The sequence below is a fragment of the Pseudomonas sp. PvP009 genome (assembly GCF_017832995.1).
Classification (GTDB): Bacteria; Pseudomonadota; Gammaproteobacteria; order Pseudomonadales; family Pseudomonadaceae; genus Aquipseudomonas; species Aquipseudomonas syringae.
In genome coordinates this window covers 5,702,711-5,729,431 of sequence record NZ_JAFIBG010000001.1, presented here as the reverse complement: position 1 = coordinate 5,729,431, position 26,721 = coordinate 5,702,711, and the positions used below count along the sequence as shown (strand labels likewise).

The window sequence follows — 26,721 nt, the reverse complement described above, 5'->3', positions numbered from 1 at the left end:
AATATTTGAACCGTTAAACCGCGGCAGCGCCGCCGACGATTTCCGAGATCTCTTGGGTGATCGCTGCCTGACGCGCCTTGTTGTAGATCAGCTGCAAATCGCTGATCAAATCACCGGCGTTGTCTGTGGCGTTCTTCATCGCGATCATCCGCGCTGCTTGTTCAGCTGCGTTGTTCTCGACCACCGCCTGGTACACCTGCGATTCCACGTAGCGAACCATAAGGCCGTCTAGCAGCTCTTTGGCATCGGGTTCGTAGAGATAGTCCCAGTGGTGCTTGAGCCCTTGATCCGGGGTTGCCACCAGCGGAATCAATTGCTCCACTGTTGGTTGCTGGGTCATGGTGTTGATGAACTTGTTGGATACCACGGACAGGCGATCAATACGGCCATCCAGGTAGGCATCCAGCATCACCTTGACGCTGCCGATCAAGTCGTTGATCGACGGCTCTTCGCCCAGGTGGCTGATCGCAGCGACGACGTTACCGCCGAAGTTGCGGAAAAATGCCGCACCTTTGCTGCCGACCACGCACAGATCGATCTCTACACCGTTTTCACGGTTCACCGCCATGTCCTTGACCAGAGTCTTGAACAGGTTGGTATTCAAGCCACCACACAGACCACGGTCACTGCTCACTACGACATAACCGACGCGCTTAACAGGGCGCTCGATCATGAACGGGTGGCGGTACTCCGGGTTGGCGTTTGCCAGATGACCAATCACCTGACGAATGCGCTCCGCGTAAGGACGGCTAGCAGCCATGCGCATTTGAGCCTTGCGCATTTTGCTGACCGCCACTTTTTCCATGGCGCTGGTGATCTTTTGCGTGCTTTTGATGCTCGCAATCTTGCTGCGAATCTCTTTTGCGCCTGCCATGTAACACCTATCAGGTTAGCAAGCGGGAGCCTTGCGGCCCCCGCTGCGGCTTACCAGGTTTGGGTGGCCTTGAACTTCTCGATGCCGGCTTTCATGCCAGAATCGATTTCGTCATTGAAGTCACCCTTCACGTTGATCTTCGCCATCAAATCGGCGTGATCGCGGTTGAAGTAAGCAATCAGCGCTTGTTCAAAGCTGCCGATCTTGGTGATTTCGACGTCAGTCAGGAACCCACGCTCAGCGGCATACAGCGACAGCGCCATGTCAGCGATCGACATTGGTGCGTATTGCTTCTGCTTCATCAGCTCGGTAACGCGCTGACCATGCTCAAGTTGCTTGCGGGTCGCCTCGTCCAGGTCAGAAGCGAACTGGGCGAATGCCGCCAGTTCACGGTACTGAGCCAGAGCGGTACGGATACCACCGGAAAGCTTCTTGATGATCTTGGTCTGAGCGGCACCACCCACACGGGATACCGAAACACCGGCGTTCACAGCCGGACGGATGCCGGAGTTGAACATGGCCGATTCCAGGAAGATCTGACCGTCGGTGATGGAAATCACGTTGGTCGGAACGAACGCGGAAACGTCGCCAGCCTGGGTTTCGATGATCGGCAGTGCGGTCAGGGAACCGGTTTTGCCGGTCACTGCGCCGTTGGTGAACTTCTCTACGTACTCTTCGGAAACACGCGATGCGCGCTCCAGCAGACGGGAGTGGAGATAGAACACGTCGCCTGGGTAAGCTTCACGGCCTGGTGGACGGCGCAGCAGCAGGGAAATCTGGCGGTAAGCCACTGCTTGCTTGGACAGATCGTCATAAACGATCAGCGCGTCTTCACCGCGGTCGCGGAAGAACTCGCCCATGGTGCAACCCGAGTACGGTGCAAGGAACTGCAGCGCAGCGGATTCGGAAGCACTTGCAGCCACGACGATGGTGTTAGCCAGTGCGCCGTTTTCTTCGAGCTTGCGAACAACGTTGGCGATGGTCGATTGCTTCTGACCGATCGCTACGTAGACGCAGAAGATGCCGCTGTTCTTCTGGTTGATGATTGCGTCGATGGCCAGAGCGGTTTTACCGATCTGACGGTCACCGATGATCAGCTCACGCTGGCCACGGCCGACAGGAATCATGGCATCGACAGCCTTGTAGCCAGTCTGTACAGGCTGGTCTACCGACTTACGCCAGATCACGCCTGGAGCAACTTTCTCGACCGCATCGGTCTCGGTGTTGTTCAGCGGACCTTTGCCGTCAACTGGGTTACCCAGTGCATCGACAACGCGACCCAGCAGTTCCTTACCTACCGGAACCTCGAGGATGCGGCCAGTGCACTTGGCGCTCATGCCTTCAGCCAGAGTCGTGTAAGCGCCCAGTACAACGGCACCCACGGAGTCTTGCTCAAGGTTCAGCGCCATACCGTAGACGCCGCCCGGAAACTCGATCATTTCGCCGTACATTACGTCGGCCAGACCATGAATCCGCACGATACCGTCAGACACGCTGACGACTGTGCCTTCGTTACGGGCTTGGGAGGTTACATCGAGCTTGTCGATGCGACCCTTGATGATTTCACTTATTTCGGAAGGATTGAGTTGCTGCATTGCTCTGCTGCCCCTTCAAACTCAAGATTTCAATGCTTCGGCTAGTTTCGCGATCTTGCCACGAACTGAGCCATCGATAACCAGGTCGCCGGCGCGGATGACGACACCCCCTATAAGAGAGGCATCCTCCGCAGCATGCAGGCGCACTTCCCGGCCGAGCCGTGCACTGAGAACCTTGGCGAGTTTGTCTTGCTGTTCTTGGTTCAATGCGAAAGCACTGGTGACATCCACATCGACCGATTTTTCCTGCTCTGCCTTGTACAGGTCGAACAGTTCGGCGATCTCCGGCAAAAGCGGGAGGCGGTCGTTTTCAGCAACGACGTGAATGAAATTCTGTGCCTTGGCATCGAACTTTTCGCCACACACTTCAATAAAAGTGGTGGCCTTTTGTGCGCTCGTCAGTCGCGGGGCCTTGAGCATGCGCTGCATGGTGTCATCTTGTGACACCGCAGCAGCCAGGCCGAGCATGGCTGACCAATTGGCCAGCTGCTGGTGGGCCTGCGCATGCTCGAAGGCCGCCTTCGCGTAAGGTCGGGCCAACGTGGTCAGTTCTGCCATGATCGCCCTCGCTTAAATTTCAGCAGCCAGTTTGTTAACCAGCTCCGCGTGCGCGTTTTGATCGATTGTGGCACCCAGGATCTTCTCTGCGCCATTGACTGCCAGGCTACCCAACTGGGCGCGCAAGGCGTCTTTGACACCGTTCAGTTCCTGCTCGATCTCGGCCTGAGCCTGAGCCTTCACACGGTCAGCTTCAACGCGTGCCGTTTCACGGGCTTCGTCGACAATCTGGGTACCGCGTTTCTTGGCTTGCTCAATGATCTCGGCTGCTTGAGCTTTAGCTTCGCGCAGTTGTTGACCCGCTTTTTCTTGGGCCAGCTCCAGGTCGCGAGCTGCTCGGGAAGCAGCGTCCAGTCCATCCGCGATCTTCTTCTGACGTTCGTGCAAAGCCGCGATGACCGGAGGCCACACGAACTTCATGCAGAAAATCACAAAAATGAAGAACGCAACGGACTGGCCAATCAGGGTTGCATTAATGTTCACGCCAACACCTCGCTCGTTCGTTGTCCATCACACCAATCAACTCGAAAATTCGAGTGATCAGCCAGCGAGTTGACCAACGAAGGGGTTCGCAAAGGTGAAGAACAGAGCGATACCAACACCGATCATGGTCACGGCGTCGAGCAAGCCCGCAACGATGAACATTTTAACTTGCAGCATTGGAACCATTTCCGGCTGACGCGCTGCGCCTTCCAGGAACTTGCCGCCCAACAGGCCGAAACCGATTGCAGTACCCAGTGCGCCCAGGCCGATCAACAGTGCAACAGCGATAGCGGTTAGACCAACTACAGTTTCCATCTTTCCTCCCGACTTTTACGTCGTATTGGTTAGGTTTTTTTAATTGAAGCGGTAAAACAAAATCGTTTCTACATCAGCCCTTGCGGGCACCGCCTCGCCACTGGCGAGACGGTCATCAGACGCGTCCTGAGACGAATCTCAATGGTTATCTTCGTGAGCCATCGACAGGTAGACGATGGTCAGCATCATGAAGATGAACGCTTGCAGGGTGATGATCAGGATGTGGAACACAGCCCACGCCCACTGCAGCACTACACCCAGACCGCTGAGCCACAACAGACCGCTGCCGAACATCACGGCGATCAGAATGAAGACCAGCTCGCCAGCATACATGTTGCCGAACAGACGCAGAGCCAGGGAAATCGGCTTGGCGATGAGCGTCACGAATTCCAGCAGGAAGTTGACCGGGATCAACAGCGCCTGAACGAACAGGTTCTTGCTGCCAAACGGGTGAAGGGTCAGCTCGCCGATGAAACCGCCGATGCCCTTGACCTTGATGCTGTAGAAAATGATCAGTGCGAACACGGACAGGGCCATGCCCAGCGTGGCGTTCGGGTCAGTGGTCGAAACGGCACGGAACGGAATGTGCGAGTCACCCGAAATCATCATTGCCAGCTGTGGAATCCAGTCCACCGGTACCAGGTCGACCGCGTTCATCAGGAATACCCAGACGAAAATGGTCAACGCCAGTGGCGCGATGACCGCGCTGCGGCCGTGGAAGCTGTCCTTCACGCTGCCGTCGACGAACTCGACCAGAACTTCGACGAAGTTCTGCAGTGCGCCAGGCTGACCGGAAGTTGCCTTCTTGGCCGCCATGCGGAAGATCAGAACGAAAATCAGACCCAACGCAACCGACCAGCCGAGGGTATCGACGTGGAAGGCCCAGAAACCCATTTCCTTGGCTTCCGCTGCGGTGTGGGCAAAGCCCCATTCGCCATTGGGCAGGTGCCCGAATGTAAGGTTCTGCAAGTGGTGCTGGATATAGCCCGAAGCTGTTTGCTCTGCCATGGTTGCCTCAAACGCCCTAAGGTCTCGAAAGTCTTGTTCTCGTAAGCAGGGGAGCGAACCAGTTGACCACCTGGATCAACATGAACACGCCGAATACAGCCAGCGGCGCCAAAGGCTTCACACCTGCGAACGTCAATGCAAAAAGCACTGCCGTGAAAATCAGTTTGCCTGCCTCGCCGGCGTAGAACGACCGAACGATGGCTTGCGCTGCTCTGGCCCCGGAAAACCGGAATGCCTTGTGAGCAAAGTATAAATTGGGTAGCCAGGCTATCAGGCCTCCGCAGAGTCCCGAATATCCTGCAACGACTCCTTGCCACTGCCACAGCACCAATGCGGCCATGAGCAGCACGATCAATTGAGCCAGCAAAAGCGGGAAAACCGCCAGGCGATAGAACGGCAAGCGGTCTGGCATGCGGGATTCCATCGCAACTGCTCCTTTGATGTCGGTCGCCATAATCAATAACTTGGCATAATTTGTGCCGACAAAATGCGCGCAGAGTATAGGGGCGGTTAAGCCCCTATTCAACAGTCGGGTAGTGATTTCCGACTATACGCTACAGAGCAATTGTTTCAGCGGATGTGAGCGAGCACTCCCTGAAGCTCGTCCAGCGAGTTGTAACGGATGACCAATTGCCCTTTGCCCTTCTGACCGTGACGAATCTGCACTGCAGACCCCAGACGCTCGGCCAGGCGCTGTTCGAGGCGGCTGATGTCCGGGTCGGTCTTCACCGGCTCGGCAGCCTCTGCCTTGCCACTCAGCCACTGCCTGACCAGTGCTTCGGTCTGGCGCACGGTAAGCCCGCGTGCGACAACGTGTCGCGCACCTTCGACCTGCCGATCTTCGCCCAATCCGAGCAAGGCACGCGCATGGCCCATTTCCAGATCGCCATGAGACAGCATGGTCTTGATGGCCTCCGGCAAGGCAATCAGCCGTAACAGGTTGGCGACACTGACTCGCGACTTGCCGACGGCATCGGCCACCTGCTGCTGGGTCAGTTGAAACTCCTGCTGCAAGCGCTGCAGCGCCATGGCCTCTTCGATCGGGTTGAGGTCCTCACGCTGGATGTTCTCGATCAGCGCCATCGCAATCGCGGTTTCGTCCGGTACATCGCGGACCATCGCCGGGATCGTCTCGACTCCCGCCTGCTGGCTGGCACGCCAGCGACGCTCACCCGCGATGATCTCGAAGCGGTTGTCACCGATAGGACGCACCACGATCGGCTGCATCACGCCCTGCGACTTGATCGACTGCGCAAGTTCTTCGAGTGCCTGCGGGTCCATGTCACGGCGCGGCTGGTACTTGCCGCGCTGGATCAGGTCCAGCGGCACATGCTGCAACTCACTTGGCGGGGCCTTGACGGCCTGTTCTTCCAGCGAACTGACGGTTGGACTGCTCAGAAGTGCGTCCAACCCACGTCCGAGACCTCGTTTCTTGACGGCCATGGGAATTCCTTAGGTTGGCTGAGCGGTTTTTGCGCCGCGACGTTGACGACGAACCAGTTCACTTGCCAGGGCCAGATAGGCCAGCGCACCGCGAGACGACTTGTCGTACGCCAGCACGGGCATGCCGAAACTCGGTGCCTCGGCCAGACGGATGTTCCTCGGTATCACGGTGTCGTACAGCTGCTCGCCGAAGTGTTCCTTGAGCTGCGCCGAAACGTCGTTGATCAGGCTCAGCCGCGGATCATACATGGTGCGCAGCAGGCCTTCGATTTTCAGCTGCGGGTTGAGCAGTTCAGCGATGCGCTTGATGTTATCCACAAGGTCACTGAGACCTTCGAGTGCAAAGTACTCGCACTGCATGGGGATAATTACGCCGTCTGCCGCGACCAGCGCGTTCAGGGTCAGCATCGACAGCGAAGGTGGGCAATCGATGAGAATGTAATCGTAATTTTCGCGGATAGGCGCCAGCGCATTGCGCAGACGACTCTCTTTCATCTGCATTTCCAGCAGAACCACTTCGCCCGCCGTCAGATCACGGTTGGCCGGAAGCAGTTGATAACCACCGTGCTCGGAAAACTGCATGGCCTCGCCCAGATCGCATTCGCCGATCAACAGGTCGTAGACGGAGTTTTCCAGGTTGTGTTTATCCACACCGCTGCCCATGGTCGCATTGCCCTGGGGATCGAGATCGATCAACAGCACACGGCGCTTGGTCGCGACCAGTGACGCGGCGAGGTTGATGCATGTGGTGGTCTTGCCGACCCCACCTTTCTGGTTCGCTATCGCGAATACCTTAGCCATTCTTGCTTGTGTTCCCAGTCATGCCGTGCGGCGCAGTATCAGCAGATGGCGTTGGCCTTGGCAACCCGGAACGGTCAAGGCGTGTGCGCTATCGAGGTGAAAATCCGAGGGCAATGCTACCAGCTCATCGTCAGGATGCAGCCCTTTCATTGCCAGCCAGCGTGTATTGACGTCGCCCATGTGACGCGTCCAGCCGGTGAAGTCTTCCAGGCTGCTGAACGCACGGGAGATGATTCCGTCGAATGGCACTTCGGGCTGATAACTTTCTGCACGGCTGTGGATAACTTCAAGATTATCCAGTTTCAGCTCAAGTTTGACCTGGGTCTGAAACCGGGTTTTCTTGCCATTGCTGTCCAGCAGCGCCACTTTACGCTCCGGAAACAGGATGGCCATGGGAATGCCGGGCATCCCACCGCCGCTGCCGACGTCGATCCAGCGTGTACCTTCGATGAAGGGCACCACACTGAGACTGTCGAGCAGATGCCTCGATACCATTTCGTCCGGGTTGCGTACCGCAGTCAGGTTGTAGGCCTTGTTCCACTTGATCAACAACGCCAGATACGCCAGCAATTGCTCGTGCTGGGCCGGGCTGAGGTCAATCCCCAATTCCCGGGCACCGGTGGATAACTCTTGGGCGTGTTGCGGGGTGACCATAGAACTCAAGCGCTTTGCTCCAACTGACGGCCCGCGCCGCGTTTTTTCAAATGGATCATCAACAGCGATATCGCTGCAGGCGTGACGCCGGGGATGCGCGAGGCCTGTCCGAGTGTTTGCGGACGAGTTATCCCCAGCTTGCTTTGGATTTCTTTCGACAGGCCGGAGATCGCGGCGTAGTCGATGTCTTCCGGCAGACCAGTGTCTTCACTGGCGCGCAGACGGGCAATTTCGTCCTGCTGGCGGTCAATGTAACCGGCATATTTTGTCTTGATCTCGACCTGCTCGGCGACCTGGGGATCGATGCAGCCCTGGCCAGTGATTGAAATCAGGCTGGCGTAGTCGATTTCCGGACGAGTCAGCAGGTTGAGCAAATTGTATTCGTGGGTCAGCGGCGTGCCGAAGTGTGCAGCAATCGCATCGCCCTGCTCGGTACCGGGACGCACCCAGGTACTTTTCAAACGCTGTTCTTCCAGCTCGATGCTTTCACGCTTGGTGCAGAACGCAGCCCAGCGGGCGTCGTCGACCAGGCCCAGTTCGCGGCCCTTTTCGGTAAGTCGCAGATCAGCGTTGTCTTCGCGCAGGATCAAACGGTATTCGGCCCTGGAAGTGAACATCCGGTAAGGCTCTTGCGTACCGAGCGTGATCAGGTCGTCGACCAGAACGCCGATGTACGCTTCATCGCGACGCGGGCACCAGCTGTCTCGACCCTGCGCGCGCAGCGCGGCATTGGTCCCGGCCAGCAAACCCTGGGCACCGGCCTCTTCGTAACCGGTCGTGCCGTTGATCTGGCCGGCGAAGAACAGACCGCCGATGACCTTGGTTTCCAGGCTGTATTTCAGATCACGCGGGTCGAAATAGTCGTATTCGATGGCGTAACCAGGGCGAACGATGTGTGCGTTCTCCATGCCGCGAATGGATTGGACGATCTGCAATTGCACGTCGAATGGCAACGACGTGGAAATGCCGTTCGGGTACAGCTCGTGCGTGGTCAACCCTTCCGGCTCGATGAAGACCTGATGGCTTTCCTTGTCGGCAAACCGGTGGATCTTGTCTTCGATCGACGGGCAGTAACGCGGACCAATACCTTCGATCACGCCTGAATACATTGGCGAGCGATCGAGGTTGGACGCAATGATTTCGTGAGTCCGCGCGTTGGTGTGCGTAATCCAGCAACTGACCTGCGGCGGATGCTGTTCCTTGTTGCCCAGAAACGACATGACCGGGATCGGTGTGTCACCTGGCTGCTCGGTCATCACCGAGAAATCCACAGAACGCCCGTCAATGCGTGGCGGGGTCCCGGTTTTCAGGCGGCCGACGCGCAGCGGCAGTTCACGCAGTCGTTGCGCCAGTGCGATCGAGGGAGGATCACCTGCCCGACCGCCTGAGTAATTTTGCATACCAATGTGGATAAGTCCGCCAAGGAACGTACCTGTGGTCAACACCACGGACTCGGCAAATATGCGCATACCCATCTGGGTCACGACGCCGCGCACTTGATCCTGTTCGACGATCAGGTCATCGCAGGCTTGCTGAAATATCCACAGATTCGGCTGGTTTTCCAGGGTTTCGCGGATGGCTGCCTTGTACAGCACGCGATCAGCCTGTGCACGGGTAGCTCGTACGGCCGGCCCCTTGCGGCTGTTCAGCACGCGGAACTGGATACCGCCCTTGTCAGTAGCCATGGCCATGGCACCGCCCAAGGCGTCGATTTCCTTGACCAGATGGCTTTTACCGATACCACCGATGGCCGGGTTGCAACTCATCTGGCCGAGTGTTTCCACGTTGTGGGTCAGCAACAGGGTTTTGACACCCATGCGTGCCGACGCCAGTGCGGCCTCGGTACCGGCATGACCGCCACCGATGACGATCACTTCAAAACGGGAAGGGAAATCCACCACGCACCTCGTGCCTGTTGTCGATGAGAAATTGGGATAGCTGACAAGTATAGGGACTTACCCCACCTGAATGAAACCCGTTGGACAAAATTTAACCAGCTGTGGAAAACTCGCGAATAAAGAAAATAAAAAGGAAAGAAAGTTTATAAAGCCTTGTTTTTATGTTTATTCTTACTGAGCCACCTTTCTGTGGATAGATCGCTACAGGCCTTTATTTTCAATGTGTACAGAGATTCAAAAGCCTGTGTTCATGTGGGGATGAGGGGTTTGGATAACCGTCCTGAGCCTGTTGATAAGATAGCCACTTGTCCACAGGGGCATTTATCTTCAGGTTTGCACCCTGCTTACCCACCGAGCTGAAGGGCAGTTATTCACAGGGCTTAATCCACAAAAAAACGGCTCTTCAGCAAAAATCAGGCACAGAAAATCCCTCCCTCGGGCATGTCTGCTCGTCAGATTCAGGTGTCGAGGCAAAATTAAAGGAGGAAATAGCCGAGTATGTGGATAACGCTGCCGCTGAAAGAGGCGTCTTGTGGTGCTTGAAGGCATGACCCAGGGCGGGCCATGCCAGGAGGTTTACTTACCGATGCAGAAGCTGGAGAAGATTCTGCCAAGCAGGTCGTCGGAACTGAATGCGCCGGTAATCTCGCCAAGCGCTTGCTGTGCCTGACGCAGGTCTTCGGCCAGTAGCTCTCCAGCGCCCGCCAGGGTGAGTTGAGCCCTGCCGTGTTCCAGCGAGTCACTGGCATGGCGCAGCGCCTCAAGATGGCGTCGACGCGCGCTGAAGCTGCTTTCCGAGGTTTGTTCATAGCCCATGCAGGCCTTGAGATGCTCGCGCAGCAGTTCAAGCCCTTCGCCACCAGACCTGGCGCTCAGGCTGATGGTGACGTGGCCATCAACGCTGGTCTGCAGATCGACGGGGTCTCCACTCAGATCTGCCTTGTTGCGTATCAGCGTGACTTTCGACGGGTCCGGGCGCTGCTCGAGGAATTCGGGCCACAGTGCGAACGGGTCTGCTGCCTCCGGCGCGGTCGCATCCACCACCAGCAGAATCCGGTCAGCTTCGCCGATGGCCTTGAGTGCGCGCTGCACGCCGATCATTTCCACCTGATCTTGAGTATCCCGCAGCCCTGCAGTGTCGACGACGTGCAACGGCATTCCATCTATGTGGATATGTTCACGCAGTACATCGCGGGTTGTGCCGGCGATCTCGGTGACAATTGCCGCCTCCCTGCCCGCCAGAGCGTTCAGCAGACTGGATTTGCCCGCATTGGGGCGTCCGGCAATCACCACGGTCATGCCATCGCGTAACAAGGCACCCTGCCCGGCTTCACGCAGCACTGTGGATAACTCGGCACGCACGTCATCGAGCATGTTCAGAACGTGGCCATCGGCAAGGAAGTCGATTTCCTCTTCGGGGAAGTCGATTGCAGCCTCTACGTAAATACGCAGACTGATCAATTTCTCGGTCAAGTTATCCACACGCCGCGAGAAAGCGCCCTGCAGCGAGCGCAGTGCATTGCGCGCTGCCTGTGCAGAACTCGCCTCGATCAGGTCGGCAATCGCTTCTGCCTGAGCAAGATCGAGTTTGTCATTGAGAAAGGCGCGCTCACTGAACTCGCCCGGACGAGCCAGTCGGCTGCCCAGTTGCAGGCAGCGTTGCAGCAGCATGTCCAGAACGATGGGACCACCGTGACCCTGAAGTTCCAGCACGTCTTCGCCGGTGAATGAGTTAGGTCCCGGAAAATACAGCGCTATGCCTTCGTCGAGTACCTGTCCGGCATCGTCGACAAAGGGGCCGTAGTGGGCAAATCGGGGCTTGAGGGTCCGGCCGATAATGGCTTCGGCGGCCTTGCCCGCCAGAGGACCTGACACCCGGACGATACCCACACCGCCACGCCCTTGGGCTGTGGCGATGGCGGCAATGGTTTCACGAGGAACGTTCATGCTCCGGCTCCCGGACAAATGACGGATAGCAAAACGCCCCACTAGGGGGCGTCTTGTAGAACTTATTCACAGGTTAGATCAGGCAGCTGCTTTCTTGGTAGCCGCTTCGATCTTGCGAGTGATGTAAGCCTGCTGAGCGATCGACAGGGTGTTGTTCACAACCCAGTACAGAACCAGACCGGCAGGGAACCACAGGAAGAAGAACGTGAAAATGATCGGCATCATTTTCATGACCTTGGCCTGCATCGGATCCGGCGGAGTCGGGTTCAGACGCTGCTGAATGAACATGGTCGCGCCCATGATGATCGGCAGGATAAAGAACGGGTCCTTGATCGACAGGTCGGTTATCCACAGGATCCATGGTGCCTGACGCATTTCCACGCTTTCCAGGAGTACCCAGTACAGCGAAAGGAAAACCGGCATTTGCACAAGAATCGGCAAGCATCCACCCAACGGGTTGATCTTCTCTTTCTTGTACAGCTCCATCATTGCCTGGGACATCTTCTGACGATCATCGCCATGCTGCTCTTTCAGCAATGCAAGCTTCGGAGCCACGGCGCGCATGCGTGCCATCGACTTGTAGCTGGCTGCGGAGAGCGGGAAGAACAGGCCTTTGATCAGCATGGTCAGAACAATGATCGACCAGCCCCAGTTACCGAGGATGGCATGGATATGTTGCAGCAGCCAGAAGATAGGCTGGGCAATGAACCACAGGAAGCCATAGTCGACAGTCAGCTCCAGGCCTGGGGATAACTCTTTGAGTACCGCTTGGCTTTTCGGACCTGCGTACAGGGTGGCACTGGTTTCACCTTGTGCACCAGGTGCAACCGACAGAGTCGGGCTGGTGAAGCCGATGATGTAGTTGCCCTGACTGTCTTTGCGGGTCTGAACGGCGTTGGTTGCGTTGTGATCCGGAATCCACGCAGTCACGAAGTAGTGCTGCAACCATGCAACCCAACCGCCCTGTACAGTTTCCTTGACCTGGCCCTTGTCGATATCTTTCATCGACACTTTCTTGTACGGCTCGGCCGCAGTCCACAGGGCAGCGCCCAGATAGGTAGCGGTGCCGGTAGCAGTCGTCGAAGAAGGATCGGAGCTGGCATCGCGCTTCAATTGCGCGAACAGATTACCGGACCAGGGTTGTGCGCTCTGGTTATCCACAACGTAAGTCATGACCAGATCGTACAGACCACGCTTGAAGGTGAAGCGCTTGATGTAATTGACGCCGTTTTCCGAGAATTTCAGATCCACGACCATCGTGTCCTGGCCGTCAGCCAGTTGATAAGTCTTTTGTGTGGAGGTGTAAACCGGACGACCGGCAGCGCGTGCATCAGGACCATTGGTCCCGGTCAGGCCGCTTTGTGCCAGAAAAGTACGCTCGCCGCCGTTGTCGAACAACTGGAACGGAACGTCAGGACGATCCTGACGACGCGGGTACAGAGGCAAACGAAGCTGAACGACGTCGCCACCCACCGGATCGATCGCCAGATCGAGCACATCGGTCTTGACGTGGATAAGGTCTTTGCTGGCTACGGCCGGAGTTTCAAGAGGTGCTGCAGCCGTATTGGCCGTAGCGTTTGCGCTTGGAACATCGGCACTTGCAGAACCATTAGTACCAGCGGCCGTATCCGGAATACCCGGTGCGGCGGTGCTGGCTGCAACATTCTGGGTCGGCATGGCAGCCTGGCCATAGTCTTGGTTCCATTTCAGAACCCCGACGTAGGTCACGATTGCCAGGGCGACGATCAGGATCGTGCGTTTAATATCCATGATTACTCGGCCATCGAAGAAGAACGGGAGGTGGGGACAGCTGGAACCGGGTCATAACCACCGGGATTCCATGGGTGACAGCGACCAAGACGACGAATTGACAGCCAGCCACCGCGCAAAAGGCCATGATTTTCGATGGCTTCATACGCGTAGCAGGAGCAACTGGGGTAGAAACGACAGTGACTGGCCATCAGCGGGCTAATGGCATAGCGATAGAACTGGATCGGAACGAGTGCCAGTTTACGCATCTGGACTGTCTACCCCTGCAGGTTCGGATTTTTCTTCCGGAATGGGTCGGCTACGCGCCAGACGTTTCCAGAGCTTGCCGAAATGCTGAATCAGTTCAGGGTTTTCTACGTCACCCAAGCCTTTACGCGCGACGATCACGATATCCCAACCGACCAAACTGTCTTGGTGTTGGCGAAATGATTCGCGCATCAGGCGTTTCAAACGATTGCGCTCGACGGAGAGCTTCACGCTCTTTTTACCTATCACAAGCCCCAGGCGGGGATGATCGAGGTCGTTGTTGCGCGCAAGGAGCAGGAGATTTTTCCCCGGAACCTTGCCGGTAGGGGAGTCAAAGACTGCCTTGAAATGCCGGGGAGTGAGCAAACGCTTTTCCCGACTGAAGTCTCGACTCACCTCCTGTGCCGATTTATCAAACTGCCAGACGCTTACGGCCTTTGGCACGACGACGCGAAAGAACTGCGCGGCCGTTTTTGGTGGCCATACGTGCACGGAAACCGTGGGTGCGGGCGCGCTTGATAGTGCTGGGTTGGAAAGTACGTTTCATGGCGTGTTACCTGGTTCGTCCACTACGGGCCGGAATGGCCCCCGTTTTAAGAGACCGGGGATTCTAGAGAAAGCAGGCCCGCAGGTCAATTTCCAACCAGCTTTTCTTCATAGGCGTCTTTTTATAGCTGAAAGTCCTCTTCTTCTCATTCACCGCTACGCTAACCCGCTCCTGTTATAGAAATAAAAAGAAGAGAGTATTTAAAGCTTCTTTATAAAGCTTATAACTCTTACGCAGAGCTTTTCTGTGGATAACATTACACAGCCCTTGTTATTCAATGTGTACAGAGGTCAGAAAGGTTGTCGAGAAACGGTGCTTTGCCTGTGCCGGACCCTAGGAAAAGCTGTGCATGGAACGCCTCTTTATCCACAGGCGAGTTATGCACAGAGTTCAAGCCCGACTTATGCAACGGGCTGAAGACGGGTTATCCACAGTGCTTACGCGTTGACCGTTTGTCGTGTGGGCGATGCATAAATCGTTGATTTATAGCCGTCTGTGAGCAACCTACATGTGGATAAGTCGCCTCTGGGTCGTTACAATGGCGGCTGTTTTTGCCTCACCGGCTTTCAACTCAGGGGATATCCGTGTCAGTGGAACTTTGGCAGCAGTGCGTGGAGCTTTTGCGCGATGAGCTGCCTGCCCAGCAATTCAACACTTGGATCCGTCCGCTACAGGTCGAAGCCGAAGGCGACGAGTTGCGTGTGTATGCACCCAATCGTTTTGTTCTCGACTGGGTCAACGAAAAGTACCTTGGTCGTTTGCTCGAGCTTCTTGGCGAACACGGTCAAGGCATGGCCCCTGCTCTTTCCTTATTAATAGGAAGCAAGCGCAGCTCCGCACCCCGTGCCGCTCCGAATGCGCCATTGGCCGCTGCAGCCTCCCAGGCGCTGTCTGCCAATTCGGTGAGCAGCGTCTCGGCACCGGCTCCTGCCACGGCTGCGCCAGCTGCTGCCGTAGCGACGCCGGCACCGGTTCAGAACGTTGCAGCACACAACGAGCCGTCGCGTGACAGCTTTGATCCGATGGCGGGTGCCAGCTCGCAACAAGCGCCCGCTCGCGCAGAACAGCGCACCGTTCAGGTAGAAGGTGCGCTCAAGCACACCAGTTACCTGAACCGTACGTTCACCTTCGAGAATTTCGTCGAGGGTAAGTCCAACCAGCTGGCACGCGCTGCGGCCTGGCAGGTTGCCGACAACCCCAAGCATGGCTACAACCCGCTGTTCCTTTATGGCGGTGTCGGTCTTGGTAAAACTCACTTGATGCATGCTGTGGGTAACCACCTGCTGAAGAAGAATCCGAACGCCAAGGTCGTGTACCTGCATTCGGAGCGCTTCGTTGCGGATATGGTCAAGGCGTTGCAGCTCAATGCAATCAACGAGTTCAAGCGCTTCTACCGCTCAGTCGATGCGCTGCTGATCGATGACATCCAGTTTTTTGCTCGCAAGGAACGCTCGCAGGAAGAGTTTTTCCACACGTTCAACGCGCTGCTGGAAGGCGGACAGCAGGTCATTCTGACCAGCGACCGCTATCCCAAGGAAATTGAAGGCCTTGAAGAGCGACTCAAGTCGCGTTTCGGCTGGGGCCTGACAGTTGCCGTCGAGCCTCCGGAGCTGGAAACCCGCGTCGCGATCCTCATGAAGAAAGCAGATCAGGCCAAGGTCGATCTGCCTCATGACGCAGCGTTCTTCATCGCCCAGCGAATTCGCTCCAACGTCCGTGAGCTGGAAGGTGCGCTCAAGCGCGTCATCGCTCACTCGCACTTCATGGGCCGCGACATCACCATCGAGCTGATTCGCGAGTCGCTAAAGGACTTGCTGGCGTTGCAGGACAAGCTGGTCAGTGTGGATAACATTCAGCGCACCGTCGCCGAGTACTACAAGATCAAGATCTCCGATTTGTTGTCCAAGCGTCGTTCCCGCTCTGTCGCCCGGCCTCGCCAGGTCGCGATGGCGCTCTCCAAGGAACTCACCAACCACAGTCTTCCGGAAATCGGTGACGTGTTTGGTGGCCGTGACCACACGACCGTCTTGCACGCATGCCGAAAGATCAACGAGCTCAAGGAATCCGATGCGGATATCCGCGAGGACTACAAGAACCTGCTGCGCACTCTGACTACGTGATAACGCCAGTGCAGCTCATCAAGGCAAGGGACTAGACCATGCATTTCACCATTCAACGCGAAGCCCTGTTGAAACCCCTGCAATTGGTCGCCGGCGTCGTCGAACGCCGCCAGACCTTGCCGGTTCTTTCCAATGTTCTCCTGGTCGTCGAAGGTCAGCAACTGTCGCTGACCGGTACGGATCTGGAAGTCGAACTGGTTGGCCGCGTCCAGCTGGAAGAGCCTGCCGAGCCTGGAGAGATCACGGTTCCTGCGCGCAAGCTCATGGACATTTGCAAGAGCCTGTCGAACGACGCGCTGATCGACATCAAGCTCGACGACTCGAAACTGATCGTCAAGGCCGGTCGTAGCCGCTTCACCCTGTCGACCTTGCCTGCCAATGACTTCCCTACCGTTGAGGAAGGTCCGGGCTCGCTGACGTTCACTCTGGTGCAGAGCAAACTGCGCCGCTTGATCGAGCGCACCAGCTTTGCGATGGCCCAGCAGGACGTTCGTTACTACCTCAATGGCATGTTGCTGGAAGTAAGCGCCGGTATCTTGCGCGCAGTGGCTACCGACGGCCACCGCCTGGCCATGTGCTCGATGTCTGCCGATATCGAACATGCCGATCGCCATCAGGTGATCGTTCCACGTAAAGGTATTCTCGAAATGGCGCGCCTGTTGACCGAACAGGACGGCACGGTCAGTATCGTTCTGGGTCAGCATCACATCCGTGCGACCACCGGCGAATTCACCTTCACCTCCAAACTGGTGGATGGCAAGTTCCCTGACTACGAGCGCGTTCTGCCTAAAGGTGGTGACAAGCTGGTGCTCGGTGATCGTCAGGCACTGCGTGAGGCGTTCAGCCGTACGGCGATTCTGTCCAACGAAAAGTACCGCGGCATCCGTCTGCAACTGGCCAGCGGTCAATTGAAGATTCAGGCCAACAACCCTGAGCAGGAAGAAGCAGAAGAGGAAATCAGCGTCGAGTACAACGGTGACTCGCTGGAGATCGGTTTCAACGTGAGCTACCTGCTCGACGTGCTGGGCGTCATGACCACCGAACAGGTGCGCCTGATTCTGTCCGACTCCAATAGCAGCGCCCTGGTGCAAGAGTCCGATAACGACGACTCCGCCTACGTTGTCATGCCGATGCGTCTGTAACTTCATGTCCAGCGCAACCTAGATGTCTCTTAGTCGCGTCTCGGTCACCGGGGTGCGCAATCTGCACCCGGTGACCCTCTCCCCCTCCCCGCGTATCAATATCCTCTACGGCGCAAACGGCAGTGGCAAAACCAGCGTGCTGGAAGCTATCCATCTGCTGGGCATCGCGCGCTCGTTTCGCAGCAGTCGCCTTCTTCCGGTCATTCAGTACGAGCAGCCGTCATGTACGGTTTTTGGGCAGGTCGATCTTGCGCAAGGTGGACACAGCAACTTGGGTGTTTCACGCGATCGCCAAGGCGAGTTCCAGATTCGTATCGACGGGCAGAACGCCAGAAGCGCCGCGCAGCTTGCAGAAATTCTGCCGCTGCAGCTCATCAACCCCGACAGCTTCCGATTGCTTGAAGGTGCGCCGAAGATACGCAGGCAGTTTCTGGATTGGGGAGTGTTCCACGTGGAACCTCGCTTTATGGCCACGTGGCAGCGCCTGCAGAAGGCCCTCAAGCAGCGAAACTCGTGGCTTCGGCATGGTACACTTGACGCCGCTTCACAGGCGGCATGGGACCGTGAGCTGTGCTCGGCAAGTGACGAGATCGACGAGTTCCGCCGGGCTTATATCAAGGCATTGAAGCCAGTCTTTGAACAGACTTTGAGCGAACTTGTTGAGCTTGAAGGTTTGACCCTGAGCTACTACCGGGGATGGGACAAGGAAAAAGAGCTAAGTACAGTGCTTGCCTCTTCCCTCCACCGCGATCAGCAAATGGGCCACACCCAGGCCGGACCACAGCGAGCTGACCTGCGCCTTAGATTAGGCGCGCACAATGCGGCAGATATTCTGTCTCGCGGTCAGCAAAAGCTGGTGGTCTGCGCACTGCGTATTGCTCAGGGACATCTGGTCAGCCAGGTCCGTCGAGGCCAGTGTATTTACCTGGTAGATGATTTGCCCTCCGAACTGGATGACAACCATCGACGCGCGCTTTGCCGCTTGCTGGAAGAATTACGCTGCCAGGTGTTTATCACCTGTGTAGATCAAGAATTTTTGAGGGAAGGCTGGCAGACGGAAACGCCAGTCGCTTTGTTCCACGTGGAACAAGGCCGTATCACCCAGACCCACGACCATCGGGAGTGATTGCATGAGCGAAAACCAAACGTACGACTCGTCCAGCATTAAGGTGCTGAAAGGACTTGATGCCGTACGCAAGCGTCCCGGAATGTACATCGGTGATACAGACGATGGCAGCGGTCTGCACCACATGGTGTTCGAGGTGGTTGATAACTCGATCGACGAAGCATTGGCAGGCCATTGCGACGACATCAGCATCATCATCCATCCAGACGAATCTATCACCGTGCGCGACAACGGCCGCGGTATTCCGGTAGACGTGCATAAAGAAGAAGGCGTGTCGGCAGCCGAGGTCATCATGACCGTGCTCCACGCTGGCGGTAAGTTTGATGACAACTCCTACAAAGTATCCGGTGGTTTGCACGGTGTAGGTGTCTCTGTGGTTAACGCCCTTTCAGAGCTTCTGTTGCTGACGGTTCGCCGTAGCGGCAAGATCTGGGAACAGACCTATGTTCATGGTGTTCCACAGGAACCGATGAAGATCGTCGGTGAAAGTGACAGCACAGGCACTCAGATCCACTTCAAGCCTTCCGCTGAAACGTTCAAGAACATCCACTTCAGCTGGGACATTCTGGCCAAGCGGATTCGTGAGCTGTCCTTCCTGAACTCCGGTGTTGGCATTGTCCTCAAGGATGAGCGCAGCGGTAAGGAAGAATTGTTCAAATACGAAGGCGGTCTGCGCGCATTCGTTGAGTACCTGAACACTAACAAAACGCCGGTCAACGAAGTGTTCCACTTCAACATTCAGCGTGATGACGGTATCGGTGTCGAGATTGCTCTGCAGTGGAACGACAGCTTCAACGAGAACCTGCTGTGCTTCACCAACAACATTCCGCAGCGTGATGGCGGTACTCACCTGGTGGGTTTCCGTTCTGCGCTGACGCGTAACCTGAACAACTACATCGAGCAGGAAGGTCTGGCCAAGAAGCACAAGGTCGCGACAACTGGCGATGACGCGCGTGAAGGTCTGACGGCGATCATTTCGGTCAAGGTGCCTGATCCAAAGTTCAGCTCGCAGACCAAGGACAAGCTGGTTTCGTCCGAAGTCAAAACGGCTGTCGAACAGGAAATGGGCAAGTACTTCTCCGACTTCCTGTTGGAAAACCCGAACGAAGCCAAAGCGGTTGTCGGCAAGATGATCGACGCAGCCCGTGCCCGTGAAGCTGCGCGCAAGGCGCGTGAGATGACCCGTCGTAAAGGCGCACTGGATATCGCTGGCCTGCCCGGCAAACTGGCGGACTGCCAAGAGAAAGACCCTGCCCTCTCCGAACTGTACCTGGTGGAAGGGGACTCTGCTGGCGGATCAGCCAAGCAGGGGCGTAATCGTAGAACCCAGGCCATCCTGCCGCTTAAGGGCAAGATCCTGAACGTTGAAAAAGCGCGCTTCGACAAGATGATCTCTTCGCAGGAAGTGGGCACCTTGATCACTGCGCTGGGCTGCGGTATCGGCCGTGAAGAGTACAACATCGACAAGTTGCGTTATCACAACATCATCATCATGACCGATGCTGACGTCGACGGCTCGCACATCCGTACCCTGCTGCTGACCTTCTTCTTCCGTCAGTTGCCCGAGCTGATCGAGCGTGGCTACATCTACATCGCTCAGCCACCGCTGTACAAGGTCAAGAAAGGCAAGCAGGAGCAGTACATCAAGGACGACGAGGCCATGGAAGAATACATGACCCAGTCGGCCCTTGAAGACGCCAGCCTGCACCTCAGCGAATCGGCACCGGGTATCTCCGGTACCGCGCTGGAGAAGCTGGTCAACGACTTCCGCATGGTCATGAAGACGCTCAAGCGCCTGTCGCGTCTGTACCCACAGGAACTGACCGAGCACTTCGTCTACCTGCCGCCGATCACCCTCGAACAGTTGTCGGATCACGAGGGCATGCAAGCCTGGCTGGCACTGTTCGACGCGCGTCTGCGCACCGGCGAGAAGTCTGGTCTGGTCTACAAGGCCAGCCTGCGCGAAGACCGTGAACGCAACGTCTGGCTGCCAGAGGTCGAACTGATCTCCCACGGCCTGTCGAACTACGTCACCTTCAACCGCGACTTCTTCGGCAGCAACGACTACAAGACCGTTACCGCTCTGGGCGCGCAGATCAGCACGCTTCTGGAAGATGGTGCCTACGTGCAACGTGGCGAGCGCAAGAAGCCCGTCAACGAGTTCAAGGAAGCCCTCGCCTGGCTGATGGCGGAAAGCACCAAGCGCCACACCATCCAGCGCTACAAAGGTCTGGGTGAAATGAACCCGGACCAGCTGTGGGAAACCACCATGGACCCGAGTGTGCGTCGCATGCTGAAAGTCACCATCGAAGACGCCATCGGCGCTGACCAGATCTTCAACACCCTCATGGGTGATGCGGTCGAGCCACGCCGTGACTTTATTGAAAGTAATGCGTTGGCCGTGTCCAACCTCGACTTCTGATGAAAGCGTGATCGAACACCAACCCCGGCGAAAGCCGGGGTTTTTGTTTGTGGAGTTTGGCCTGCTCGTCAGTCGACGGCGCTGCCCCCTTCCCTGTTTCTACAAAATGCAACCTGCGTCATCTGAGGCTGTTCAGGGCCTTTTAATCACTGTCGTCCAGCAGGTTGTTCAACGCAATGGCGCGCAAGTCTCGAACTTTAGCGATGCTTTTTTCTGGCGACGACCGGATCACATCTCTTGGGTCATTGATTCGCACCCGACCATACCCATCGATCAGGAACTGTAAGTCTTCAATGTGCAGGCTATGGGTTCTGAGTCTGGATATGATCTCATCACAGTCCTTCATAACGTTTTTATTGAAAGCCATGTCGGTTGGAATGTGTTTACGGTTATGGATAACGTCTTCGGAGTCCAGCGCATGATGGATGTAGTCTTTCGCTATCCCGACCTTGTTATCGTATTTGACTAAGGCGTGTGCATCAACGACCGGAAACCCGAGGTTTTTCAGGTGTTTGGTCATCTTTAGCTCTTTTGCTGCGTATTCATTTCCGGAAATAATCCCGGTTGTGTCTGGCCGGATCAGGCATATGCATTGCCGTGGATCCTGCCGAGAATGATAAACGTCCTTCTGACTTCCGCTTCCAAGCTTTTCGCCCACGGAAGGGATTGAGGTAAATTCAGCAGGCGCGGTGACATCCTGGATACCGGGATGTCGCTGGATGGAGGCAGCATTGGAAATACTTGGCATGGTGGTCTCCGCTCTCTATACGACTTTACGGGTGTATGGCATTCGCGAGTGGAGTCTTCGCGATCCTTTGCAGTGAGTGATGAATTGAGTGAGTTGGGTTCCCGGGTTTTTTGCACACACTAGATACGGTGTGTGGGGGCTGGCAGGGTCGGCCACTTAAGAACAAGACTACTGGCCGTTGAGAGACTCGATAACACCACCCCCTTGAGCTGACTTCAAACGTGAGTAGCGTTCTGCTCGATGCTGCTTAGATAGAGGTGACGAACGGCAAACCAACCCGTCGATCTTGGCTGATGTCGAGCTGTGCTTCGGTGATGCAGTTATTGCTCAACGCCCGCTTGCTGTCCTGATCCAGACTCATATTCCACTGCTGTTCGCCGGTACTGCCCTGACCGTGGTCAATCGCACGCCAATAAAAAAACCGACCTCTAAAGGTCGGTTTTTTATACGTCACCAAAACTTATGCACGTTTTTTACGTGTTAATCGCGTTGAGAAATAAGCAGCGTAATTAGAGACTTACCATCGGTTTCAACCGTTTTTCCAAAATCCGTACACAGGTTATCCACAAAATCACGCCGGGACTTTTTCGGGAGTTGCTGCAGGCTCGACAGGCGAACCCATCGCGCGTTGTGTGTCTTCATTCCAGGTCTGCACACGGTCATTCAACGCAGCAATGGCGCGTGGGCCTGTGCCTTCTGCATACATCGGCTCGCCAATCACGACTTGAATGGTGCCTGGCTTTTTCGCCCAGCCGTCGCGAGGCCAGTACTTGCCTGCGTTGTGCGCGACAGGCAGCACAGGTAGGTCGGCGTTCACTGCCAGTGCAGTACCGCCGCGAGAGAATTTTCCGACCTGGCCGTAAGGCACGCGTGTGCCCTCCGGGAAGATCAATACCCAGACGCCATCCTTGAGCAGCTCGTCGCCCTTCTTGGCAATTTCCCTGAGTGCGGCTTTCGGGTTTTCGCGGTCGATGGCGATCGGGCGCAGCATTGCCATCGCCCAGCCAAAGAACGGCACATACAGCAGTTCACGCTTGAGGACCTGACTCATCGGCTCGAAATACGCCGACAGAAAGAAGGTCTCCCAGGTGCTCTGATGATTGGAGATGATCACGCAAGGGGTTTTCGGGACGTTTTCAGCGCCAGTCACTTCGACCTTGATGTTCAGGAACACCTTGGTCAGCCAGATGGCGCAGCGGCACCAGTAGACGTTAATGAAGCGATAGCGGGCTTTGAACGGCAGAAAAGGCGCAATGAAAAAACTCAACGTGCACCACAACAGCGAGCTGGTGCCCAGCAACAGGTAAAAGAAGAAGGTCCTGATTGCCTGCATGATCGACATAGTTACGTTTACCGTACGGGCAGGTGCCCGCTCCTTGAGCGTCCTGAACCTGAAGAGCTGACTGTTCAGTGAGCGCTGTTGTGGATAAGTTCTGCGGCAACTGCCGCCAGATCGTCAAAAATCAATGTGCCTGCCGGCATTCCGCCTTCCATCGTCTTGCGTCCTTTGCCGGTCATCACCAGCACAGGCTGAGAATCGACGGCCAATGCGGCTTGCAGGTCACCCTTGCTGTCGCCCACGAACCAGAGACCTTTGAGGTCCGCTGCGTAATGACGGGCGATGGCCTGCAGCATGCCGGGTCTTGGCTTGCGGCAGGTACAGCCATCGTCTGGCCCATGCGGGCAGTAGACGATCAAACCGAGCTCGCCGCCCTGCTCTGCCACCAGCTTGCGCAAGCGCACGTGCATGGCATCCAGAGTGGCCAGATCGTAATAACCTCGGGCAATGCCCGACTGGTTGGTGGCGACGGCCACCGTCCAGCCGGCCTTGCTCAGCGCTGCGATAGCTTCGATCGAGCCAGGAATGGGCAGCCACTCCGCCACCGACTTTATGTAAGTGTCGGAGTCATGATTGATCACGCCATCCCGATCAAGTATCAGCAGTTTCACAGCGACTCCTTGTCAGCCCAGCAGCGAGATGTCGGCGACGCCGAGGAACAGGCCGCGCAAGCGCGACAACAGGGCATAACGGTTTGCACGCACGTTGGCGTCTTCCGCGTTGACCATGACGGCTTCGAAGAATGCATCGACCGGCTCACGCAACATCGCCAGACGCGCCAGCGATTCGCTGTACTGACGCTCGGCAGCCATCGGCTGGATCGCGTGATCGGCCTGTTGGATGGCCGAGTACAGCGAGAACTCGTTGGCGTTGTCGAAATACTTGGGCTCGACGGTCTGGGCAATGCTGCCCTCGGCCTTGCTCAAGAGATTCGATACACGCTTGTTCACTGCGGCCAGTGCAGCGGCCTGTGGCAGTTTGCGGAAGGCCTGGACTGCCTGGACGCGCTGATCGAAATCCAGCGCCGAAGCGGGTTGCAGGGCGCGTACCGAGAGGTACACCGCCACGTCGACGCCTTCGTCTTCGTAACGCGCGCGCAGACGATCGAAGATGAACTCGAGGACCTGTTCCGCCAGACCGGCTGGCTTGATCTTCGCGCCGAACTGCGTAACGGCAAATTTCACCGTTTCGATCAGGTTCAGGTCGAGCTTCTTCTCGATCAGGATACGCAGGATGCCCAGCGCAGCACGACGCAGTGCATAGGGGTCTTTGCTGCCGGTAGGCAGCATGCCGATCCCGAAGATCCCGACCAGCGTGTCGAGCTTGTCGGCAATGGCCACCGCAGCGCCGGTCAGCGTGGTCGGCAGTTCGGCACCCGCGCCACGTGGCATGTACTGCTCGTTGAGCGCCAGTGCGACATCTTCAGGCTCGCCGTCGGCCTTGGCGTAGTAGTAACCGGCAATGCCCTGCATTTCCGGAAACTCGCCGACCATCTCGCTCGACAGATCGCACTTGGACAGCAGACCGGCCCGCGCTGCCCGCTGGGCGTCGCCGCCAATGCGGGGGGCGATGTAGGCGGCCAGTTTCGACACGCGTTCGGCCTTGTCGAACACACTGCCCAATTGCGCCTGGAATACGACGTTCTTCAGGCGATCGTTGAAGGTTTCCAGCTTCTGCTTCTTGTCCTGCTTGAAGAAGAACTCGGCGTCGGTCAGGCGTGGACGAACCACCTTCTCGTTACCGGCGATGATCTGTGCCGGGTCCTTGCTCTCGATGTTGGCCACGGTGATGAAGCGCGGCAGCAGTTTGCCGGCGCCATCCAGCAGGCAGAAATACTTCTGGTTGTCCTGCATGGTGGTAATCAAGGCTTCCTGAGGGACTTCCAGGAAGCGCTCTTCGAACGAGCACACCAGCGGAACCGGCCACTCGACCAGACCGGCGACTTCGTCCAGCAGGCTTGGCGGCACGATGGCGGTACCTTCCTGCTGGGCGGCCAGTTCGTCGACGCGTTTACTGATGATCTGGCGACGTTCGTTGAAGTCAGCCAGTACATGAGCGGCGCGCAGGTCACTGAGGTAACCGGCAGGCGAAGAAATGCGCACGTCTTGCGGATGATGGAAGCGATGACCGCGCGAATGACGACCCGCGCTCTGGGCGAGGATCGTGCAATCGACTACCTGATCACCGAACAGCATCACCAGCCACTGGGTCGGCCGCACGAACTCTTCCTTGCGAGCCCCCCAGCGCATGCGCTTGGCGATCGGCAGGTCGTTCAGCGAGTCTTCGACGATGGTCGGCAACAGGGACGTCGTCGGCTTGCCGAGGATGGTCTGGCTGTAACGCAGTTTCGGGCCGCTCTGATCGATTTCGCTCAGGTCGACGCCGCACTTCTTGGCGAAGCCCAGGGCGGCCTGAGTCGGATTACCGTCGGCATCGAACGCTGCCTGACGCGGCGGGCCGTCGAGGTTGACGCTGCGATCCGGTTGTTGCGTGGCCAGTGCAGTAATCAGCACGGCCAGACGACGCGGTGCGGCGTAGACCTGTTTGGCGCTGTAGGTCAGACCTGCGCCAGCGAGGCCTTTTTCAATGCCGGCGAGAAATGCATCGGCCAGTGAGACGAGGGTCTTGGGTGGCAGTTCTTCGGTGCCCAGTTCGACCAGAAAATCTTGAGCACTCATTGCGCTGCCTCCAGCTTGGCCAACACTTCATCGCGTAGATCGGGCGGCGCCATCGGGAAGCCGAGACGGGCCCGGGCCTGCAGGTAGGCCTGAGCCACTGAGCGGGCCAGCGTGCGTACGCGCAGGATGTATTGCTGACGTGCCGTCACGGAAATCGCGCGACGGGCATCCAGCAGGTTGAAGGTGTGCGAGGCCTTGAGGACCATTTCGTAGCCGGGCAATGGCAGCTCCAGCTCGATCAGGCGTGCGGCTTCGCTTTCGTAGAAGTCGAACAGCTCGAACAGCTTGTCGACGTTGGCGTGTTCGAAGTTGTAGGTCGACTGCTCCACCTCGTTCTGGTGGAACACGTCGCCGTAGGTCACTTTGCCGAACGGGCCGTCAGCCCAGACCAGGTCGTAGACCGAGTCCACGCCCTGCTGGTACATCGCCAGACGCTCGAGGCCGTAGGTGATTTCGCCGGTGACGGGGTAGCACTCCAGACCACCGACCTGCTGGAAGTAGGTGAACTGCGAGACTTCCATGCCGTTGAGCCAGATCTCCCAGCCCAGACCCCAGGCGCCCAGCGTCGGCGATTCCCAGTTGTCTTCGACGAAGCGCACGTCGTGCACCAGCGGATCGAGGCCGATGTGCTTGAGCGAGCCCAGGTACAGTTCCTGGAAGTTGTCCGGATTCGGCTTGAGAATCACCTGAAACTGGTAATAGTGCTGCAGGCGGTTCGGGTTTTCGCCGTAGCGGCCGTCAGTCGGGCGACGGCTTGGCTGTACGTAAGCGGCGTTCCAGGTTTCCGGGCCTACGGCGCGCAGAAACGTGGCAGTGTGGAACGTGCCGGCGCCTACTTCCATATCGTAGGGCTGAAGTACCACGCAACCTTGTTCTGCCCAGTATTGCTGGAGGGCGAGGATCAAGTCTTGGAAGGTACGCACGGCTGGCGTAGGCTGGCTCACAAATTTCACCTGTGCTGGGCTGCGATTCAAAGAGCGGGAGTATACCCGATTCGGCCGCACGTC

General features: G+C 57.1%; 25 protein-coding genes. 4 read left to right on the top strand and 21 right to left on the bottom strand.

The genetic code is table 11. The features are described from left to right. Positions 1–13: 13 nt before the first annotated feature. From atpG to rpmH, 16 genes are all read right to left on the bottom strand, one after another. Complete coding sequence (gene atpG / locus JOE29_RS24745) at positions 14–874, bottom strand: F0F1 ATP synthase subunit gamma (RefSeq protein ID WP_003367855.1); 861 nt, start codon at positions 872–874, stop codon at positions 14–16. Between the two features lie 50 nt (positions 875–924). Beyond that, complete coding sequence (atpA, locus tag JOE29_RS24740) at positions 925–2,469, bottom strand: F0F1 ATP synthase subunit alpha (RefSeq protein ID WP_003315957.1); 1,545 nt, start codon at positions 2,467–2,469, stop codon at positions 925–927. Between the two features lie 21 nt (positions 2,470–2,490). Further along, the gene (locus tag JOE29_RS24735; protein ID WP_003315956.1) at positions 2,491–3,027 is read right to left on the bottom strand and encodes a F0F1 ATP synthase subunit delta; all 537 of its coding nucleotides are present in this window, start codon (positions 3,025–3,027) and stop codon (positions 2,491–2,493) included. A 12-nt stretch (positions 3,028–3,039) separates the two neighbouring features. Then, complete coding sequence (locus JOE29_RS24730) at positions 3,040–3,510, bottom strand: F0F1 ATP synthase subunit B (protein WP_002555986.1); 471 nt, start codon at positions 3,508–3,510, stop codon at positions 3,040–3,042. A gap of 57 nt (positions 3,511–3,567) precedes the next feature. Continuing rightward, positions 3,568–3,825 carry a F0F1 ATP synthase subunit C gene (gene atpE / locus JOE29_RS24725; RefSeq protein ID WP_002555987.1) on the bottom strand — a complete coding sequence of 86 codons (258 nt, stop codon included), beginning with the start codon at positions 3,823–3,825 and terminating at the stop codon, positions 3,568–3,570. A gap of 138 nt (positions 3,826–3,963) precedes the next feature. Next, the gene (atpB, locus tag JOE29_RS24720; protein WP_003315954.1) at positions 3,964–4,833 is read right to left on the bottom strand and encodes a F0F1 ATP synthase subunit A; all 870 of its coding nucleotides are present in this window, start codon (positions 4,831–4,833) and stop codon (positions 3,964–3,966) included. 16 nt (positions 4,834–4,849) lie between these two features. Next, entirely contained in the window at positions 4,850–5,257 is a 408-nt protein-coding gene (locus tag JOE29_RS24715; protein WP_002555989.1) for a F0F1 ATP synthase subunit I, read from the bottom strand. A 146-nt stretch (positions 5,258–5,403) separates the two neighbouring features. After that, positions 5,404–6,276 carry a ParB/RepB/Spo0J family partition protein gene (locus JOE29_RS24710; protein ID WP_003315951.1) on the bottom strand — a complete coding sequence of 291 codons (873 nt, stop codon included), beginning with the start codon at positions 6,274–6,276 and terminating at the stop codon, positions 5,404–5,406. Positions 6,277–6,285: 9 nt separating this feature from the next. Next, complete coding sequence (locus tag JOE29_RS24705; RefSeq protein WP_002555991.1) at positions 6,286–7,077, bottom strand: ParA family protein; 792 nt, start codon at positions 7,075–7,077, stop codon at positions 6,286–6,288. 18 nt (positions 7,078–7,095) lie between these two features. Beyond that, positions 7,096–7,740, bottom strand: a complete 645-nt coding sequence (rsmG, locus tag JOE29_RS24700) for a 16S rRNA (guanine(527)-N(7))-methyltransferase RsmG (RefSeq protein WP_003367844.1) — start codon at positions 7,738–7,740, stop codon at positions 7,096–7,098. After that, positions 7,737–9,629 (bottom strand): tRNA uridine-5-carboxymethylaminomethyl(34) synthesis enzyme MnmG, encoded by a 1,893-nt coding sequence (gene mnmG, locus JOE29_RS24695; protein WP_004403388.1) that lies wholly within the window; start codon positions 9,627–9,629, stop codon positions 7,737–7,739. Before mnmG ends, rsmG begins: the two co-directional genes overlap by 4 nt. Positions 9,630–10,205: 576 nt before the next feature. Continuing rightward, positions 10,206–11,576, bottom strand: coding sequence for a tRNA uridine-5-carboxymethylaminomethyl(34) synthesis GTPase MnmE (gene mnmE, locus JOE29_RS24690; protein ID WP_017279505.1), 1,371 nt, complete (start codon positions 11,574–11,576; stop codon positions 10,206–10,208). Between the two features lie 78 nt (positions 11,577–11,654). Beyond that, complete coding sequence (gene yidC, locus JOE29_RS24685; RefSeq protein ID WP_100073118.1) at positions 11,655–13,346, bottom strand: membrane protein insertase YidC; 1,692 nt, start codon at positions 13,344–13,346, stop codon at positions 11,655–11,657. Positions 13,347–13,348: 2 nt separating this feature from the next. Beyond that, positions 13,349–13,594 (bottom strand): membrane protein insertion efficiency factor YidD, encoded by a 246-nt coding sequence (yidD, locus tag JOE29_RS24680; RefSeq protein WP_002551313.1) that lies wholly within the window; start codon positions 13,592–13,594, stop codon positions 13,349–13,351. Further along, complete coding sequence (gene rnpA / locus JOE29_RS24675; RefSeq protein ID WP_002551314.1) at positions 13,587–13,988, bottom strand: ribonuclease P protein component; 402 nt, start codon at positions 13,986–13,988, stop codon at positions 13,587–13,589. The genes yidD and rnpA overlap by 8 nt, the downstream gene beginning before the upstream one ends. A gap of 16 nt (positions 13,989–14,004) precedes the next feature. After that, entirely contained in the window at positions 14,005–14,139 is a 135-nt protein-coding gene (gene rpmH, locus JOE29_RS24670) for a 50S ribosomal protein L34 (protein WP_002551315.1), read from the bottom strand. Positions 14,140–14,723: 584 nt separating this feature from the next. Here rpmH and dnaA point away from each other — a divergent pair. From dnaA to gyrB, 4 genes are read left to right on the top strand one after another with little or no spacing between them, the layout of a single operon-like run. Further along, positions 14,724–16,259, top strand: coding sequence for a chromosomal replication initiator protein DnaA (gene dnaA / locus JOE29_RS24665; RefSeq protein ID WP_003437057.1), 1,536 nt, complete (start codon positions 14,724–14,726; stop codon positions 16,257–16,259). 38 nt (positions 16,260–16,297) lie between these two features. After that, positions 16,298–17,401: a DNA polymerase III subunit beta gene (gene dnaN, locus JOE29_RS24660; RefSeq protein ID WP_003421522.1), complete on the top strand. Its 1,104-nt coding sequence runs from the start codon at positions 16,298–16,300 to the stop codon at positions 17,399–17,401. Positions 17,402–17,423: 22 nt separating this feature from the next. After that, a complete protein-coding gene (gene recF, locus JOE29_RS24655) occupies positions 17,424–18,527 on the top strand; it encodes a DNA replication/repair protein RecF (protein WP_003340176.1) in 1,104 nt (367 codons plus the stop codon). Positions 18,528–18,531: 4 nt separating this feature from the next. Beyond that, a complete protein-coding gene (gene gyrB, locus JOE29_RS24650) occupies positions 18,532–20,949 on the top strand; it encodes a DNA topoisomerase (ATP-hydrolyzing) subunit B (protein WP_210079966.1) in 2,418 nt (805 codons plus the stop codon). Between the two features lie 142 nt (positions 20,950–21,091). Here the strand turns inward: gyrB and hopBF1 are convergent, their stop codons facing one another. The 5 genes from hopBF1 to glyQ all read right to left on the bottom strand — a co-directional run bounded on the left by hopBF1 (position 21,092) and on the right by glyQ (position 26,658). Further along, positions 21,092–21,697: a T3SS effector protein kinase HopBF1 gene (gene hopBF1 / locus JOE29_RS24645; protein ID WP_003413772.1), complete on the bottom strand. Its 606-nt coding sequence runs from the start codon at positions 21,695–21,697 to the stop codon at positions 21,092–21,094. A gap of 571 nt (positions 21,698–22,268) precedes the next feature. Then, on the bottom strand, positions 22,269–23,039 hold the full coding sequence (locus JOE29_RS24640; protein WP_003315938.1) for a lysophospholipid acyltransferase family protein: 771 nt from the start codon (positions 23,037–23,039) through the stop codon (positions 22,269–22,271). A gap of 65 nt (positions 23,040–23,104) precedes the next feature. Beyond that, positions 23,105–23,647: a D-glycero-beta-D-manno-heptose 1,7-bisphosphate 7-phosphatase gene (gmhB, locus tag JOE29_RS24635; RefSeq protein WP_003413774.1), complete on the bottom strand. Its 543-nt coding sequence runs from the start codon at positions 23,645–23,647 to the stop codon at positions 23,105–23,107. 12 nt (positions 23,648–23,659) lie between these two features. Further along, on the bottom strand, positions 23,660–25,714 hold the full coding sequence (gene glyS, locus JOE29_RS24630; protein ID WP_017279508.1) for a glycine--tRNA ligase subunit beta: 2,055 nt from the start codon (positions 25,712–25,714) through the stop codon (positions 23,660–23,662). Next, the gene (glyQ, locus tag JOE29_RS24625) at positions 25,711–26,658 is read right to left on the bottom strand and encodes a glycine--tRNA ligase subunit alpha (RefSeq protein WP_002551326.1); all 948 of its coding nucleotides are present in this window, start codon (positions 26,656–26,658) and stop codon (positions 25,711–25,713) included. The genes glyS and glyQ overlap by 4 nt, the downstream gene beginning before the upstream one ends. Positions 26,659–26,721 lie beyond the last annotated feature (63 nt).